Below are 17515 nucleotides of genomic sequence, written 5' to 3'. Positions count from 1 at the left end.
ACTCGCTATACAATACAATCTGCGTAAGACTTAAACACGCGGGACGTGCAGTCCCAGAAGGACTCGCCTGGGATGGGAACTACCGAGAAATCTCGGCAAGTTGGTGAGATGGCGGCGCGTGGGGAGGACTTCCGCGTGCGCGCCGGCTATCGCCGTTCGCAAATTGCCAGGCATCTGTGGAAGACGACGGCGCTTACGACGCTGGCGCTTGGCCTTTCAGGCATGTCGGCCTATGCCGACCCGAACGGTTTGTGGCAGCCGCAGGTGCGCGCCATCGTCGGCGCCGACAACAATGGCGGCAACGCCGCGCTCGAAGGCTTCATTCCGCTGAAGCAGACGGCCGAATCGGTGCTGTTCCTGGATGTCCGGGCCAAGCACGATTTCAAGGACGGTTTCGGCCAGGATGTCGGCCTCGGCGTCCGCCGCATCGTCAATCCGGACTTGATGATCGGCGGCTACGCCTATCTCAACGTCGAGAACTTCAACAGCAACCAGTTCACTGCCGCGACGCTCGGCGCCGAGGCGATCACGCCGCATTTCGACGCGCATGTGAACGTCTATCTGCCGATCAAGGGCGACTACAAAGACCGCTCCACCGACTCGACCCTGTCGATGGTCGGAAACCAGCTGCTCGAGCAGATATCGGTGATCGATCATCGCCAATACGCGGCCTGGGGCATCGAGGGCGAGGTCGGCGCACAGGTGCCGATCAACCTGCCCGACAAGCATTCGCTGCGGCTGGATATCGGCGGCTACCACTTCGAGGATCCGCACGGCGACGACCACAGCGTCACCGGCGCCAAGGCCGGGTTTGAGTATACGATCGGCGATGTCTTCGGCAGCAACACCTCGCTGGTGTTCGCCGGCGAGGTCCGCAACGACAATCGCGACGACACCCAGTTCGCCGGCAGCGTCCGGCTGAACATCCCGTTCAACCCCGGCCACGGCTCTGACAATGCCGACAATGGGGCCGACAGCGGGCCGGAGCCGGTCTATCCGGTCAGCGAAGGCCTGCGCAAACGCGTCAACGAGCGCGTGCGCGGCGATATCGGCGTCAGGATCCAGTCGCAGGACGTGAACGGCGGCACGACGACGCGCCTCGCTATCAACGCCGCCACGGGCGCTGCTTTCGGCAAGTTCTTCTTCGCCGATGGCGGTAACTCGCTCGGCCTCGGCACCATTGGCGATCCGACGACGCTGGACGATGCGGTGACCAAGGCCGGCAACGGCTTCGTCGTGGCGCTTGGCGGCAGCGGCAATCTCACCACCGGCGGCGTGAAGCTGACCAATGGCCAGACCGTCATCGGCGGTGGCAGCAGCGTCACCGCCCTGCTTTTCGGCGGCGGCACCAGCAGCTTCAACCTGGGCGGCAGCAACGGCACGATCCAGGGCACCAATCCGGCCAACAACGTCATTACGCTGGGCAATGGCAACACGCTGAACGGCATCACCATCACCGGCGGCGCCAACGGCATCTTCGGCAACAACATCTCCGGCGCCACGCTGACCAATGTCACGGTGACCGGGGCCGGTAGCAATGGCGCCGACTTCACGGGCACCTCGACCGGCATCAAGGGCTCGGACTTCACGGCGAAGAACAACGGCCTCGACGGCCTGCATATCGAGGGCGACGGCACCTACAATCTCACCGGCACGACGCTGCTGCAGGGCAATGGCGACGACGGGCTCGATGCCACCGGCAAGGGCACCTATACATTCGCGACGCTCAATGCGAAGGACAATGCCGACCGCGGCATTACCGTGCAGGGCACCGCGACATCAGGCAGCTTCACCACCACCGGCGGCACCGTGTCGGGCAATGGCGGCACCGCCGTCTTCATCGATCCAATCACCGCGCATGTGGTGCTGGATTCGATCACCCAGTCCGGCGGCACGTCGGGCGTGGTGCTCGATCAGGTCTCGGGCAGCTTCACCGTCAACGGCGCGACGACGATCTCGAACACGACCGGACCGGCGATTGCCATTTCGAATTCGCCGGCGGCGATCCGCTTCGGCGATGTCGCGATCACGGCCCCCGGCGGCGACGGCATTTCGTTTGCCGGCGCCAATGCGGCGGTGGTCGCCGGCAACATCGTCATTTCCGGCCTCGGCGTCGGCACCGGCCTCGACTTCTCCGGCAGCCGTACGAATTTCACAGCACAGTCGCTCAACGTCACCGGCACCGGTGCTGCCGGGTCGATCGGCATCGATCTCTCGTCGCCGACCTCGGGCGGGGCAACGATCGCAATCACCAATGGCGGCACGATCGTCGGGATCGGCACCGGCGTGCGCTTCGGCATTGCCGGCTCGCCGGCCAATTCGGCCAATGCCGAGTTCAGCTTCGGCGGCGGCTCCATTGCCGGCATCACCGCTTCGCTCGACGCGCGCGGCCTCAACCAGACGCTCGGCCACTACGCATTCGGCTCGACGACGTTCAGCGGCCCGCAACTGTTCGACGTCCAGAATCTGATCTTTGTCGGCGCTTCCGCGACCGGCTCGGGCAACGGCTCCTCGCTGCTGGACCTGGCCACGATCGCGACGGCCGATGCCAACACCGACGCAGATGCGATCTTCGTGCTGGTCAATCGCGGCACGGCCATCGACGATGTCGACGGCTTCTCGCTCAGCGCCGGGCAGACGCTGGCTTCGTTCGGCAACGGGCGGACCTTCTCGCTCGGCGGTATCCCGGTCAACATTACCGGTGACAACATCACACACAGCGGCGTCGTCTCGGATGCAGGGGGTGCTGCGACGCTGACCGATTCCGGCAGCGGCGATGTCGTCACCCTGGCCAACAACAGCTCGCTGCGGGATTTCAACATCGCCGGCGGCAGCGCCAACGGTGTCCACGGCAGCAATGTCAGCAATGTCACGATTTCGGGCCTGAATGTTTCGGGCGCCGCTCTCGATGGTCTGCTGTTCGATGGCGTCAACAGCGTCACCGCCAACAATTTGAGCTCGACCGGCAATACGAGCGACGGCCTGCAGATCGACGGCAGCGGCCCGCCGATCGACGGCGCCGGAGCCTACAATTTCACTGGGACGACGACACTCTCGAACAACACCGGCCACGGCCTGTTCGTCGTCGGCGGAGGAACCTATGGTTTCGAGACGCTCGACGCGAAGGACAATGGCGGCGATGGCGTCTTCGTCAATTCGATCGGCGCCGCAAAGCTGACGATCACTGGCGGCACGATTTCGGGCAACGGCCTGGCAGGCTTCACAGTCCAAAGTCTCGGGCTTGCCAACAGCACCCAGCTCGATGTCACACTGGACGCGCTGAGCCAGTCCGGCGGACAGGGTGGAGTCGGCCTGTTCCACACCTCCGGCAATTTCTCCGTTACCGGCGCGACGACGGTCTCCAACGCCCTTTTCGACGGCATTACCATCTGGGACAGCTCCACCACGGTTGGTTTCGGTGGCGCGGTCACCATCACCAATCCATCCCGCGACGGCATCTCGCTCAAAAATGATACCGGCGCCGTCACGTTCGGCCAGGTGACGATCAACCAGGTTGGTGTGAACGGCATCCTGCTCAGCGGCAATTCCGGCGCTGTAACGTTCGGCGATGTGAGCATCAGCCAGCCGACCCAGAACGGCATCGACGTTTCGGGCACCAACGGCACGATCGGCTTCGGAAACATCGACATCACCGGCCTGCCCACCGGTCGGACCGGGCTCGACCTGTCGGGCAGCCAGTCGACCTTCACCGCCACCTCGCTCGACATCACCGGCGCCGGCAGTTCGACCGGCATCGATCTTTCCGGCACCACCGGCGGCTCGGTGACGATCGGCACTGGTACCATTTCGGCCGGCACCGGCGTGCAGATGGGCACGCATGGCGCGGCTGGAACCACCGCCGACACGACCTTCTCGTTCGGCGGCGGATTGATCACCGGCACGACGGCTTCGCTCGACATGCGCGGCCTGAACCCGGGCAGCGGCACCTATGCCTTCCACGACACGGCCCTGAACGGGCCGCAGCTGTTCGACGCCGCCAATGTTATCTATGTCGGCGCCACCAGCACCGGCCCCCTCGGCGATGGCTCCAGCGCCAGCAATTTGATCAATGCCGCCGCCGCCGATGATCTGACCACCAGCGCCAGCACGATCTTCGTGCTGGTCAAGACGGCAGCCGTCCAGACCACCGACACCGACGCCGACGGCTTCACGCTGGCCAGCGGCCAGTCGATCGTTTCCTTTGCCAATGGCGGTACCGTCACCCTGGGCGGGCCACCCGCCAATGTCACCGGCACCCATGTCGTTACCGGCGCGACGCAGGCCGATCCGTTCGGCTTCGGTGGGGCAACGCTCAACAACACCACCAACAGCACCATCGATCTCGCCAACGGCAACCTCGTCAAGAACCTCAGCGTCAGCAACGGCATAGGCGTTGCCATCGATGGAACTGGGGTCAGCGGCCTGAACGTCGGTGGCGTAACGATCGCGGGTGCCGCCACCGGTCTCGTCCTCGACGGCGCGTCGGGCACCGTCACAATCGACAATCTGCACATCCAGGCCCCAGGCCAGACCGGCATCGTGCTCGCCAATTCGGCCGCAAGCGTCAACTTCACCGGCAACACGACAATTACCGGCAGCAGCGTCAACGCCGTGCTGGCCAACAATTTCGACGGCACAGCAAACTTCAACGATCTCGACATCACCGGCGGCAGCGGCTCGGGTGTCGCGGTCCTCAATGGTTCGAGCGGAACCTTTACCTTCGGCGCGGCGAGCTCGATCAGCACCACTTCAGGCACCGCCGTCAACATCGATGCCTCGACCCCGAACCTGACCTACAACGGCACGATCAACCAGACCGGCGCGACGAGCGCGGTGAAGATCAACGCGATGACCGGCGGCAGCGCCAGCTTCACCGGCAAGATCACCGCCAGCACCGGCGCTGCCAACGCGATCGACCTGACCGGCAACACCGGCAGCACGATAAACTTCACCGGCGGGCTCGACCTCACCACCGACGGCGGTTACGGCTTCAGCGCCATCAATGGTGGTACGCTGACGGTGACCGGCTCCAGCAATACCGTGGCGACCGGCGCCGGGCTGGATGAGAAGGGGATTCTCATCGGCGGTACCGGAATGACCATCGGCGCGGCTGGTGTGAACTTCGCAAGCGTCACCGTGGATGGCTCGGGCGGTATCGTTTCCAGCGGTATCGTCATAGCAAACACCAGCGGCGGCAATGTCACCTTCGGCGCCGTCGACATCAGCCGCGTCAATGGCGATGCCATCCGTCTGACCAATGTCGCCAGCGGCATCTACACGTTCAACGGCACGACGAGCATCGCGACAGTTGTCGGCAACGGCCCCGGTTTCGTGGTGCAGGGCAGCGGCGCGACCGTCAATGTCGGCAACCTGGTGACGACGCTGGTTTCGGGCGCCGACGTCAGCCTGACCAACAACACCGGTACGATCGGCATCGGTGGCACCATCACCAATTCCGGCACTGGCGACGGCGTCGTCGTCTCCGGCGGCAGCGCGGCGATCACGGTCTCGGCCAACCTATCCAGTTCGGCAGGCGCACCGGGCGCGGCGGTCAAGGTCGACGGCACCACCGGCGGCTCGGTCACCTTCAGCGGCAGCGTTACCTCGTCCGGCACCGGCAACCTGTTTGCCATCGGCACCACGACGGCGCCGACCAACAGCGCGATCAGCTTCACCGGTCCGGCGCTGACGGCGACCGGCGGCGGCGGGGCCGTGATTGGCGGGCTTGGCGCCGGCGCGAGCTTCAGCGCTACAACTCCGCTCTCCGTCACCAATTCAACCGGAACCGGGCTTGCCGTTTCGAATGTCGCCGGCACGGCGACGTTCGGCGCGGTCACGGCCAGCGGCAGCGCGACCGGCATCAGCCTGTCGAGCAATTCGGGCACCGTCACCTTGGGCGCCACCAATGTAACCAATGTCGGGCTGAACCAGGCCGGCGTCAGCGTTGCCGGCACCAATTCCGGCACGTTGTCCTTCGCCAGCCTCGGCATCGCCATGACCGGCAATGGCGCGACCGGCATCACCTTTGCCAATGCGGTGGTCAACGGCACCATCACCGCGCGCGATTTCGACCTGACCAGCGCGAGTTCGACCGGCACGACGGCGGTCAACCTCACCAACACCACCGGCACCGGCACGATCCAGCTCGGCGATCCCGGCGCGCCGGCCAACACCACCGCTTCCGCCATCGGCGGCCCCGGCGCTGGCCCCGGCATCGGCTTCCAGTTCAGCAACACGACCGCGGTCAACTTCATCTATGGCGACGGCGAGGGTGCCGCCGACAAGCTGTCGACGGTCAAGTCGGTCGACATCCTGAATTCAACCGGCGGCTTCCCGGCAGGCGGCACCTACAATTTCAAGGATGTCAACGGCGCCACCGGCGGCTTCATCGGCGATATCTCCGAAGCGCAGGGCTCCACCATCTATTATGTCGACCCGAACGGCACCGGCGATGGCACCGCCGACAATCCAGGCTCGATCGCCGGCGCCGAAGCGTCAGGCGCTAAGATCATTGCGCTGATCGACAGGTCGCAGAACGGCACCAGCAATTTGATCAACATGATGCTGGCGCAGCAGAATGGCGGCGGCAACAACACACTGAACCTCGCCGACGGCCAGATCCTGATCGGCCTCAAGGCCGGCGACTCCATCGACACCGCGCCCTATGGCGGTGTCGGCGGCACGCTCGGCGGCAACTTCAAGTTCAGCAACATCAATTCGTCGAGCATCATCGATGCGCCTGCCGGCGTCGACACCGTGCTGCCGACGCTGACGACGGCGAGTGGCAACACGGTCGATTTCACCGGCCGCGCCAGCATCGACAACGTCATCATCAGCAACACCGGCACCGGCATTGGCGTGCATGGCACCGCCATCACCGAGTTTGTGCTCAACCGGGCGACGATCGCCGGTGGCGACGGTGGCGCACTGTCGATCGTCGACGGGGCCGCCAACAGCGAGGTTGCGCTGTCGAACCTCACCCTCTCGGCCACGGGCGGCAACATCGCTTCGGTCGACGGCACGGCTGGCGCCGGCACCATGAAGGTCAGCGCCTTCTCCGACATCACGCTTCTCGGCAACAAGGGCGAAGCCGGCGGCTTCCTGTTGACGACCGCCATTTTCGACGCCAATGCGGCCACCCCCGGCATCGACCAGGTCGATGGCGGCGCCTTTGTCGCCGGCACCACGACGAACCGCGTCGGCGGCTATGGCCTAGTGCTGGTCGGTGTGGCTGGCGATCTCAAATTCGATACCACCAATGTCGCGGTCAAGACGGCGACCAGCACAACGTTCCCCGGTCCGAGCGCCTTCGGTGTCGTTGCGAACGGCGCGGCGGCAAGCGGCACCAGCATCGACCTCGGCACGGCCACTCTCAATATCGACGGTACCGGCGCCAGCGCCGGGCTCAACAGTGCCTTGTGGGCGAGCATCATCCCGGGCAACCGTGTTGGCTTCTCGGGCGTGGTCACTGTCAACACCGTCGAGGCGGCCGGCCTGGTGTCCGATCTCGGCGGCACGCTGTTCTTCGGCGCGGCCGGCAACACGGTGACGACCACCGGCCTGCCGGCGATCTCGTTCAGCAACGGCACAAGGGTCGAAAAYGGTTCCGGCGGCTCGGCGCAGTTCGGCGCCATCAATTCGAGCGGTGGCGGCCAGAACGGTATCTTGCTGTCCGACCTCGCCGCGTCGCCGACGCTGCTGTTCAACGGCCCGGTGACGATCGACGGCACGACGTCCAACGCCATCCAGATCCAGAATACCACCCTCGCCGCGGCATCGGTGACCTTCGCCGGCGCGGTCTCCATCACCAACGCCACCGGCGGCGGCGTCGAGTGGCAGCGTCTGGCCGGCAGCACCGACACGCTGACCTTCTCGGGTGGCCTCGCCATCCAGAACAGCGGCGGCGTCGGCTTCTCTGCCGACCATGGCGCGGTGGCGCTGTCCGGCACAAACACGGTTTCCACCACCAACGGCACCGGCGTCAGCATCAGCAACGCCAGTGTCAGCGGCGGTTTCACCTCGGTCAGCGCCAGCTTCGCCGCCGGCAACGGCATCAATTTGCAGAACCTGACCGGCTCGCTCAATCTCGGCACCGGCACGCTGACCAACACCGGTGCGGGCGCGGCCTTCAACGTCGGCTCGGCCACCAATGCGAGCGGCGGCAATGCGGTCATCTCCTATGGAGGCACCATCGCCAGCAACGGGTCCGGTGCGGCGGTTTCGATCCGGGAACTCACCGGCGGCTCGGTGACGCTGTCGGGCAACCTGACCGACGGCAACGCCGCGGCCGGTGGCAACATCGTCGTTGGCAACATCGACAACGGCACGGCGGCAACCGTCACCTTCTCCGGCGCCAGCAAGCAGATCAGTTCGGGCACCACCGACGCCGTCAGCCTCGGCATCCTCGGCGCGTTCCCTGCGGGTACTCCGGCCCCCAACACGAACGGCACGATCAATTTCACGAATGGCGGTCTCGACATAACGACGACAGGCGGGGCGGGCTTCGTCGCGTTCGGCAGCAGCGTCAGCGTAACCGGCACCAACAACACCATCGCTTCCGGCGGTGACGGGCTGCTGGTGGGCTCTACCAATGTCGGCAGTGGCGGCATCACCTTCGACGACATTTCGTCGGTCGCCACCACTACCGGTGGCGTGCTGTTGAACAACGTCAACCTCGCCGGCAATGTGAACATCGGCGGGCTGACCAATACGGGTGTCATCGGCGTCACCGTGTCCGGAGTGACGACCGGCTCCGGGAAGTCCGTAAACTTCACCGGAACGACCAACATCGACGTCGACACTTCCGGCTTCCAGTTCAGTGGCCAGGTTGCAACGGTGAACATCGCCAATGTCGCCGGGTCCAGCCTGACCATCGACGGCGGCACGCGCGGCATTGATTTCAACGGCGTGATGGGCGGCACCGTCAACATCGGCGGCAATGGCGGCACCGCCAGCATCGGCGCGACGACAAGTACCAGCGACTTTGCCATCGCTGTCGGCGGCAATACCGGTGGCACGCTGAACTACAACGGCTCGGTCAAGGTCAATGCGGGCAGCGTGGTGAGCGCCGGCGGTGGCGACCTCGCCACCCTCAACCTCAGCGGTTCGGTGCTTTCGACCACGGCGTCGACGGCCTTCGTCTTCAGCGGCAACGCCGACGGCGTTTACAACATTTCGAGCACCATAAATCACACAGGCGGCACCGGTGTCCTGGTCGACGGCTCCTCGGAAGGAACGATCACCTTCTCCGGGGCGACAAAGACCTTCAGCACCGGCGCCAACGACGCTATCGTCAAGCAACCGAGCATCGGCCCGGGACAGGGCACGGCAACGCTCGCCTTCACCGGCGGCGGCCTCGGCATCACCACCACCAGCGGCGCCGGCTTCACCGCCAGCACCTTCGGCGCCGGCACGGTCACCGTCAACGGCTCCAACAACACCATCACCACGACGACCGGCACCGCGCTCAAGCTCGACAACGCGACGGTCGGCGCGGGCAGCCTCAACTTCAGCTCCATCTCCACCAATGGCGCCGCCACCGGCGTCTCGCTCAACAATGTCGGCGGCGGCGGCATCATCCTCGGCACGGTCAACCTGCAAGGCATCACCTCGCGTGGCTTCGATGTCGCAGGCACGCTCGGCTCGGCGCTGAGCATCACCAGCCTCAACATCGGGCTCGGAGGCGCGAACGCCATCGGCCTCGATCTCAACGGCGCGGTCATCAGCACAGGCATCAACGCCGGCGATTTCGATGTCGCCGGCGGCGGCTTTGCCGGCACGCTCGGCATCGATATGGCCGGGACCACCGGCGCGGCCACCATCCAGCTCGGCGACACAGTCAACCCCGGGGGCACCCAGACGTCGACCATCACCAACGTCGCGCAGGGCATCCAGTTCTCCAGCACGACCAATGCAACGCTGGTGTTCGGTGACGGCGCGGGACCGGCCGAATCGCTGATCTCGACCACCGGCGGCCAGGTCATCCACGCCACCGACACCTTGCCGCTCAGCGGCAATTACGATTTCGACGACGTCACGTTCGTCGGCGACATCTCGAACCTGTCGGCGATCAGCGTCTACTACATCGACGCCGCCGGCGAGATTTCGGGCACCGGCGACGGCAGCTTCCTCAATCCGGGTAGCGTCGCCCAGGCGGAGGCTTCCACCGCCAATGTCTTCGTTCTGATCGACAAGACCGTCGATACGAACCAGGCGACCATCAACATCGGCAACAGTTCGCTCGACCTCAAGGACGGGCAAGCGGTGATCTCGTTCATGTCCGGCGATGCGGACATCGACGTGGGGCCGCTCGGCGTTGGCGGCGGCCTTGGCGCGCCGTCCTCCTTCCACTTCACCACCATCCAGGCTTCGACGGTGGTCACGAACCCCGGCGGCCTCGACAATTCACACCCGATCCTGGCCAGCAGCGGCGCGGCCGCGACGATCAACCTGCCATTCAGCGGCACCGGCGTCATCACCGCCGGGGTCCAGAACGTCACGGCCATCAACAGCGGCAGCGGCGCCGGCATTTTCGTCAATGCCACGCTTGCCTCCAATTTCGTGCTCAAGAACAACACCATCACCGCCGGCGGCAACGCACTCGACTTCTCGACGAGCGGCGCGGCGACAGCCGACAAGCTTCTCCTCTCGATCGACGGCAACACGCTCAGGTCGACCGCGTCCGGACTGGCGGCGTCCTTCGTCGGCCAGAACATCAATGCGACGGACAATTCGATCGCGATCAGGTCGTTTGCCGGCAACAAAGTGACCGGCGGCGCCGGCAGCGGCGGCATCGTGTTCAACAATGTCCGCTTCGATTCCAACGGCGCCGGCGGCACCGTCAGTGCCGGAACGCTGGGCATGGGCAATCCCGGCGCTCGGATCCAGGGCAACGGCCTCAGCTTCACCAACACCAGCGGCACCTTTGATCTGGGCACGCTCAGCCTCGCCAACACTGGTGGCACCGGTGTCATCGCCAACACCAAGACCACCACCTTCACGCTGAACAGCAGCGCCGGCGTGGTCACCACCATCAACGGCGCGGCCTTCGATCTCGATCCGCTGACCGTCAACATGACGTTCTCCAGCGTCAGCGCCGTCGTCAACGGCGTCGCTAGCGGCATCACCTTCGACGGCGTTGCCGGCACCTTCACCGTCACCGGCGCGACAAGCGTTTCCAACACGACGGGCTTCGGCATCGATGCCATCAACACCAACACCGGCACCTTCAATTTCAACACAGTGACGGTGAACAACACCTCGACAACCGGCGGCGGCATCCACGTTGCATCCGGCACGCTCAATGTCACCGGCCTCGCCAACATCGACACGACCAGCGGCATCGGTCTCTCACAGGGCGGCGGCGCGACCAGCTTCACCGGCGGCCTGACCATCGACACCACCACCGGTACCGGTATCGCCGGCACGGGCGGCACGATGGGCATCACCGCTTCCGCGGCCGCCGAGACCGTGAACGCCACAAGTGGCCAGGCGATCAACCTCTCCGGTGTCGTCGCCACCATCGCGCTAGACTCGACCTCGTCGGCCGGCGGCGTCAACAATGTCAGCCTGACCAGTGTTGGCGGCACCATCGGCCTCGGCTCCGGCGCGCTGAGCGGTGCTTCGGGTGCTTCGTTCAATGTCGTCGGCGGCACGGCCGCTGTCACTTATGGTGGCAACATCACCCAGGCGAACAATGCCGCCCTGGTCAGCGTTTCGGCCGGACACACCGGCACGCTGACCTTCAACACCGGCACGCTTTCGGCGACCAACGGCACTGGCCTGCAGTTCGCCAATGCGGACGGCACATACAATTTCAACGGCACAACCACGCTCAATGGCGGCGATGCGGGCGTGGACATCCTCACCGGGTCGAGCGGCACCTTCAGCTTCGGCGCCGGCACTTCGATCACCAGCCCGACCGGCACGGCGTTCAATGTCGACACAAGCTCGGCGAGCGTCACCTACAATGGCAGCATCACCCAGGCCAACAACGCCGCGCTGGTCGCGGTCACGGGCCACACCACCGGAACGATCACCTTCCAGACCGGCACGCTGTCGGCGACCAACGGCACCGGCCTGCAGTTCAACAATGCCGACGGCACCTATCTGTTCAACGGCACGACGACGCTGAATGGCGGCGACGCCGGCGTGGACATCCTGACCGGATCGGGCGGCAGTTTCGGCTTCGGCAGCGGCACCTCGATCACCAACCCGACCGGAACCGCGTTCAACGTCGTCGGCGGCACCGCCGCCGTCACCTACGGCGGCAACATCACCCAGGCGAACAATGCCGCCATGGTCAGCATTTCGGGCGGCCACGCCACCGGCGCGATTACCTTCCAGACCGGCACGCTGTCGGCGACCAACGGCACAGGCCTGCAATTCGACAATGCCGACGGCACCTACAATTTCAACGGTACCACGACGCTGAATGGCGGCGATGCCGGCATCGACATCCTCAATGGCTCGGGCGGCACGTTCAGCTTCTCCAGCGGTACTTCGATCACCAATCCGAGCGGTGTCGGCTTCCTTGTCGCCGGCGGCACGTCAAACGTCACCTACAACGGTACGATCAGCAAAACCGCCGCCGCAGGCAAGATCGTCGACATCTCCGGCGTCACCGCCGGCACCATTACGCTGGCCGGCAATCTCACCGCCACGGGCGGCTTCGACAACGGCATCTTCGTCCATGGCAACACCGGCGGCACCTTCAATTTCAGCGGCGGCACCAAGACGCTGACCACCGGCGTCAATACGGCGGTCGACCTGGCGACGAACGCTGGCGCGACGATCAACTTCAGCAATGGTGGGCTGGCGATCAACACCACCTCCGGCACAGGGTTCAATGCCACGGGCGGTGGTACGGTCTCGGTGACAGGCGCCGGCAATTCGATCACGACGACGAGCGGCGTCGCCGTCAATCTCGACACGGTCATCGTCGCCGCCGCGGGCGTGAATTTCGCCACGACCACCAAGGGCGCCGGCGGCGGCAGCGCCGTCATCATGGATACGGTCACCGGCACCGGGACGGTCAGTCTCGGCGGCGGCTCGCTGGTCGGTGGCAATGCTGCCGTGATCCGTATCGGCGACGGCGCTGGCGGCGCCAACACCGGCGGCACCGCCGGTCTCACCTATACCGGCACCATCACCAGCGGCACCGGGCGGGGCATCGACATCCAGGACCGGGCGCTGACCGCGCAGAACATCACGCTGTCGGGCAATATCAGCCACAGTGTGGGGGGCCAGACCGGCATCTTCCTCGACGGCAACACCGCCGGCGCCATCACCTTCTCCGGCGCGTCGAAGTCGATCAGCTCGGGGACGGCTGCCGGCGTCAGCCTGACCAACAACACCGGCGCGACGGTCGACTTTACCGGCGGCGGCCTGGCCATAAACAGCACCAGCGGCATCGGTTTCAACGCCACCGGCGGCGGCACGGTGACGGTACAGGGTAGCGTCAACACGATAACCTCGACCACGGGCACGGCGCTTAACGTTGCCAACACCACAATCGGCGCAAGCGGCCTCACATTCCGGAGTATCTCGGCCAACGGCGCCGTCAACGGCATAGTGCTCAACAACACCGGCGCCAACGGGCTGACCGTGACCGGCGATGGCGCAACATCAGGCGGCTTCCTCGTGCTTAATGGCACCGGCGGCACGATCCAGAACACAACCGGCGACAGCGTGGTGCTGACCAACGCGTCAAACGTCAATCTGCGCCAGATGAACATCACCAATGCCGGCCTGGACGGTGTGCAGAGCATCGGCGGCGGCAACATCAAACTGTCGGCGGTCAACATCACCAATCCCGGCGCGTCCAACCCGGCGTCCGATGGATCGAGCGGCAATCCGGCAGGCTTTGGCGGCGGCAATGGCTGGTTTGCCCAGAACATCACCGGCGTCAACGCCTTCGACAACAACTCGAAGGTTTCCGGCTGGCAGTCGTCGCAGTCGAACGGCGTCCTTCTCTTCAACACCAACACGAACTTCACCTCGTTCACGGTCGACCATGCGCTGTTCACGACTTCTGCGACCGGCGCGGACGGCTTCCTCGCCAACCTGTTCGGGACGACTTCCGGCACGGTGAACGTGACCAGCAGCGAATTCACCCTGATCGATCAGGACGGCGTGCAGATCAGCAACCAGGGTTCGGGCACCGTCAACGCCATCGTGCAGAAGAACAATTTCCACGACGCGGACAATACAAGCGGCGACGGCAACAACACGCTTTATCTGTCCAATTCCGCCAACGGCATTCTCAACTTCACCATTGGCGGACCGACCGCGGCCGACGGCAACATCTTCCACAATCTGGCAAGGTTGACGACCCTGGCCGGCGTGGTTCAGGTGGACGCGGCCGGTGGCAGCGCCGCGACACCCGATGGCGGGCAGATCAACGGCTCCATCCGCAACAACACCATCAGCAACGACGCCGGCTTCGTGAACGGCCGCCGCGCCATCGACGTCCAGGTCGAGGCGGACTCACACGATCTCGGAAAGCTTGCCGTCGCGATTTCCGACAACACGATCAACAACGTCTCCAAGCAAGGCGTTCACATCTCGGTTGTCTCGGTCGGCGGCGGCAGCGTGAACGATGCCAACTGGACCATCCAGAACAACCACATCGGCGACACCTCGCCAGTCGGCACCGAGGGCAACGTCGACAGCGGTTCGGCCATCGAGTTCGAAACGAATTTCGATACGTTTACGAGCGGTGCAGACATGGTCAACAATCTGCTGATCCAGGGCAACATCGCCGTCAACAACGCCAATAATGCCACCGGCGCAACACTGGATATCACCAACATAGGCGGCACAGTGGCGTCGGGGACGACAGCGGTCCTGAACGCCACGATCCTCAACAATGTGTTTACCAACAACAGCACAACCGGCGGCCACGTTCTGGATGTCCTGAACAGCAGCGCCGGCGACGGCGAAACGCTCAACCTTAACATTTCCGGCAACAACACGACCTTGGGTGCATCGACACTCGGCGAAATCCGGCTGCGGCAGCTGAACGGCACGTTCAACATCCAGGGCGGCGTCGGCGCCGTCAGCGGCAACAACAATGGCGATACGGTCTCGCAGACCGGTTCGTTCGGAACCGTCGGTTCCGTCACGCTGCCGAGTTTGCCGACCGGTGGTTTCTGAGGGTAGTTCGCCTCCATGCGTAGGCTGTCCCGAGGAACCGAATCGGGACGGCCAGCGCCCTGTCATGACAGGAGCGTTGGCCATTAGGTCACTGGCAGCGCTGTTGTTTTGTGCTGCGCGGCGCCCATGGTTGTTTGCCGGCGAAATTTAATAAAAGGCAAGTTAAACAAATTCTTTTAGTTGCCTCTTGCATGACGTTGCGTAAATTAGCAGTATCTGTTTAGTATGGACCAAATGTGAGGGAGCGGCGATGTCGGAACCATTTCTTTCCGAAATCAGAATCATGTCTTTTGTGTTCGCGCCCAAGGGCTGGGCGCTTTGCAATGGGCAGTTGCTGCCCATCAACCAGAACCAGGCGCTGTTTTCGCTGCTGGGAACGACGTTCGGCGGTGACGGCCGCGTGAATTTCGCGCTGCCCAACTATCAGGGACGTACGCCGATCCACGTCGGCAGCGGTCACACGCTCGGCGAGCGCGGCGGCGAGCCGGCCCATACGCTATCGATCTCGGAATTGCCCACGCACACGCACATGATCAATGCCAATAGCAATCCCGGAGGGGTCGCCAATCCGAATGGCGCGATCCTCACCAAAGCTCCTGCCAACACCTACGGCACAGCCACTCAGCTGGTGGCCATGGCGCCGGCTTCGGTCTCGAATACCGGTGGCAGCCAGGCGCATATCAACATGCAACCGTTTCTGACGCTGAGTTTCTGCATTGCCCTGCAGGGCATCTTTCCGTCGCCGAATTGAGGGAGCGCAACCATGGGACAACCCTATGTAGGCGAAGTTCGTATATTTGCCGGTAATTTCGCGCCGGCCGGCTGGATGTTCTGCAGCGGACAACTTCTGCCGATCTCGGAGTACGAGACGCTGTTCCAACTGATCGGCACGAGCTATGGCGGCGACGGTCAGAGCACGTTCGCACTGCCGGATCTGCAAGGCCGCCTTCCGATCCATCAGGGCAACGGCTTCATCCTGGCCGAGACCGGCGGCGTCGAAACGGTCACGCTGACAGTCGCCCAGATTCCGGCGCATTCGCATCCGCCGTTGGGGTCCACGGCGACGGCAACGTCGCAGCTGCCGACCAGTTCGGTGTTGGCCAACACGCAGGCTCAGACCTACTACAATCTGGCTGACAACGCGTCACCCATGGCGGCCAATGCCATCTCGAGCACGGGCGGCAGCCAGCCGCATGACAATTTCCAACCCTACCTTTGTGTCAATTTCATCATCTCGCTGTTCGGGATCTTCCCCTCGCAGACTTAAAGAGGTCCGTCCATGGCCAACCCGTTCGTCGCCGAAATCCGCATCTTTCCGTTCAATTTCGCGCCCAATGGCTGGGCGTGGTGCGACGGGCAATTGCTGCCGCTGTCGCAGAACACCGCTTTGTTCTCACTGCTCGGCACCACCTATGGCGGCAACGGCAAGAGCAATTTTGCCTTGCCGGACCTCCAGGGCAACGCGCCGATGCATCCGGGGCAAGGCCCCGGCCTGTCGTTGCATGACCTTGGTGAAACTGGCGGTTCCGAGACCGTGACGCTGCTTGAGAGCGAGATGCCGTCTCATGCGCACACCATGCTGGGCGCTGAAGACGATGGCTCCTTCAAGACGCCCCAAGGCAACTTCGTGGCGGCGGGCAACCAGATGTACCTGGGCTCAAACCCAGCCGTTAATGTCCAACTGGCGCCGGAAGCGCTCGCGCCTGCCGGTGGCGGACAGCCACACAACAACATGCAGCCCTATCTGACCTGCTATTTCTGCATCGCGCTGCAGGGCGTGTACCCGTCGCGCCCCTGATTTTGCGATGAACGACTTTCACGTGGCGGTTTCGGCCGGTTGGGTACGGGCGGCTGGGGCCGGGCTGACGTTTCGTCCAGTGACTGATGCCGATCTGCCGTTCCTGTCACGGGTCTATGCCTCGACCCGTGCCGAGGAACTGGCCGTAACATCCTGGACCGAGGCGCAGAAGACCGCCTTCCTCGACATGCAGTTTCGGGCGCAGCACACACATTACATCAAGCATTATTCGCAAGCCGACTGGCTGGTGGTGATGTCTGGCGCGGCAGACATCGGCCGCCTCTATGTCGAGCGTTGGCGGAACCAGTATTGCATCATCGACATCTCCTTGTTGCCGGCGTTTCGCCGCAAGGGGTTCGGCGCGGCGCTGCTCAGCGACCTCATCGACGAAGCAAGTGCCGCCGGCAAGGCGGTGTCGATCCATGTCGAGAAGAACAATCCGGCCAGGCGGCTCTATACGCGGCTGGGATTCGTCGTCACCGAGGACATGGGCGTCTACGACCTGATGGAGTGTTCGCCGCGCTAGCCAAAGCGCGTCGCGTGAAACCTCGTGCAAACGCG

The 17515-nt window shown here is 64.2% G+C and carries 5 protein-coding genes; all 5 read left to right on the top strand.

Annotated features, from left to right (window positions below; all coding sequences use genetic code 11):
- Window positions 1–72 precede the first annotated feature (72 nt).
- Window positions 73–15156, top strand: coding sequence for a hypothetical protein (locus AC1DZP_RS22565; RefSeq protein WP_477305475.1), 15084 nt, complete (start codon window positions 73–75; stop codon window positions 15154–15156).
- Between the two features lie 250 nt (window positions 15157–15406).
- Complete coding sequence (locus tag AC1DZP_RS22560) at window positions 15407–15907, top strand: phage tail protein (protein WP_457150723.1); 501 nt, start codon at window positions 15407–15409, stop codon at window positions 15905–15907.
- A 12-nt stretch (window positions 15908–15919) separates the two neighbouring features.
- Window positions 15920–16423, top strand: coding sequence for a phage tail protein (locus tag AC1DZP_RS22555; protein ID WP_477224778.1), 504 nt, complete (start codon window positions 15920–15922; stop codon window positions 16421–16423).
- Window positions 16424–16435: 12 nt separating this feature from the next.
- On the top strand, window positions 16436–16954 hold the full coding sequence (locus tag AC1DZP_RS22550) for a phage tail protein (protein WP_477224777.1): 519 nt from the start codon (window positions 16436–16438) through the stop codon (window positions 16952–16954).
- A 7-nt stretch (window positions 16955–16961) separates the two neighbouring features.
- Window positions 16962–17480 (top strand): N-acetyltransferase family protein, encoded by a 519-nt coding sequence (locus AC1DZP_RS22545; RefSeq protein WP_477305473.1) that lies wholly within the window; start codon window positions 16962–16964, stop codon window positions 17478–17480.
- The last annotated feature ends 35 nt before the right edge of the window (window positions 17481–17515 follow it).

Source organism: Mesorhizobium sp. P2_F8 (genome assembly GCF_056403655.1).
This window is presented reverse-complemented; position numbering and strand designations above follow the sequence as displayed.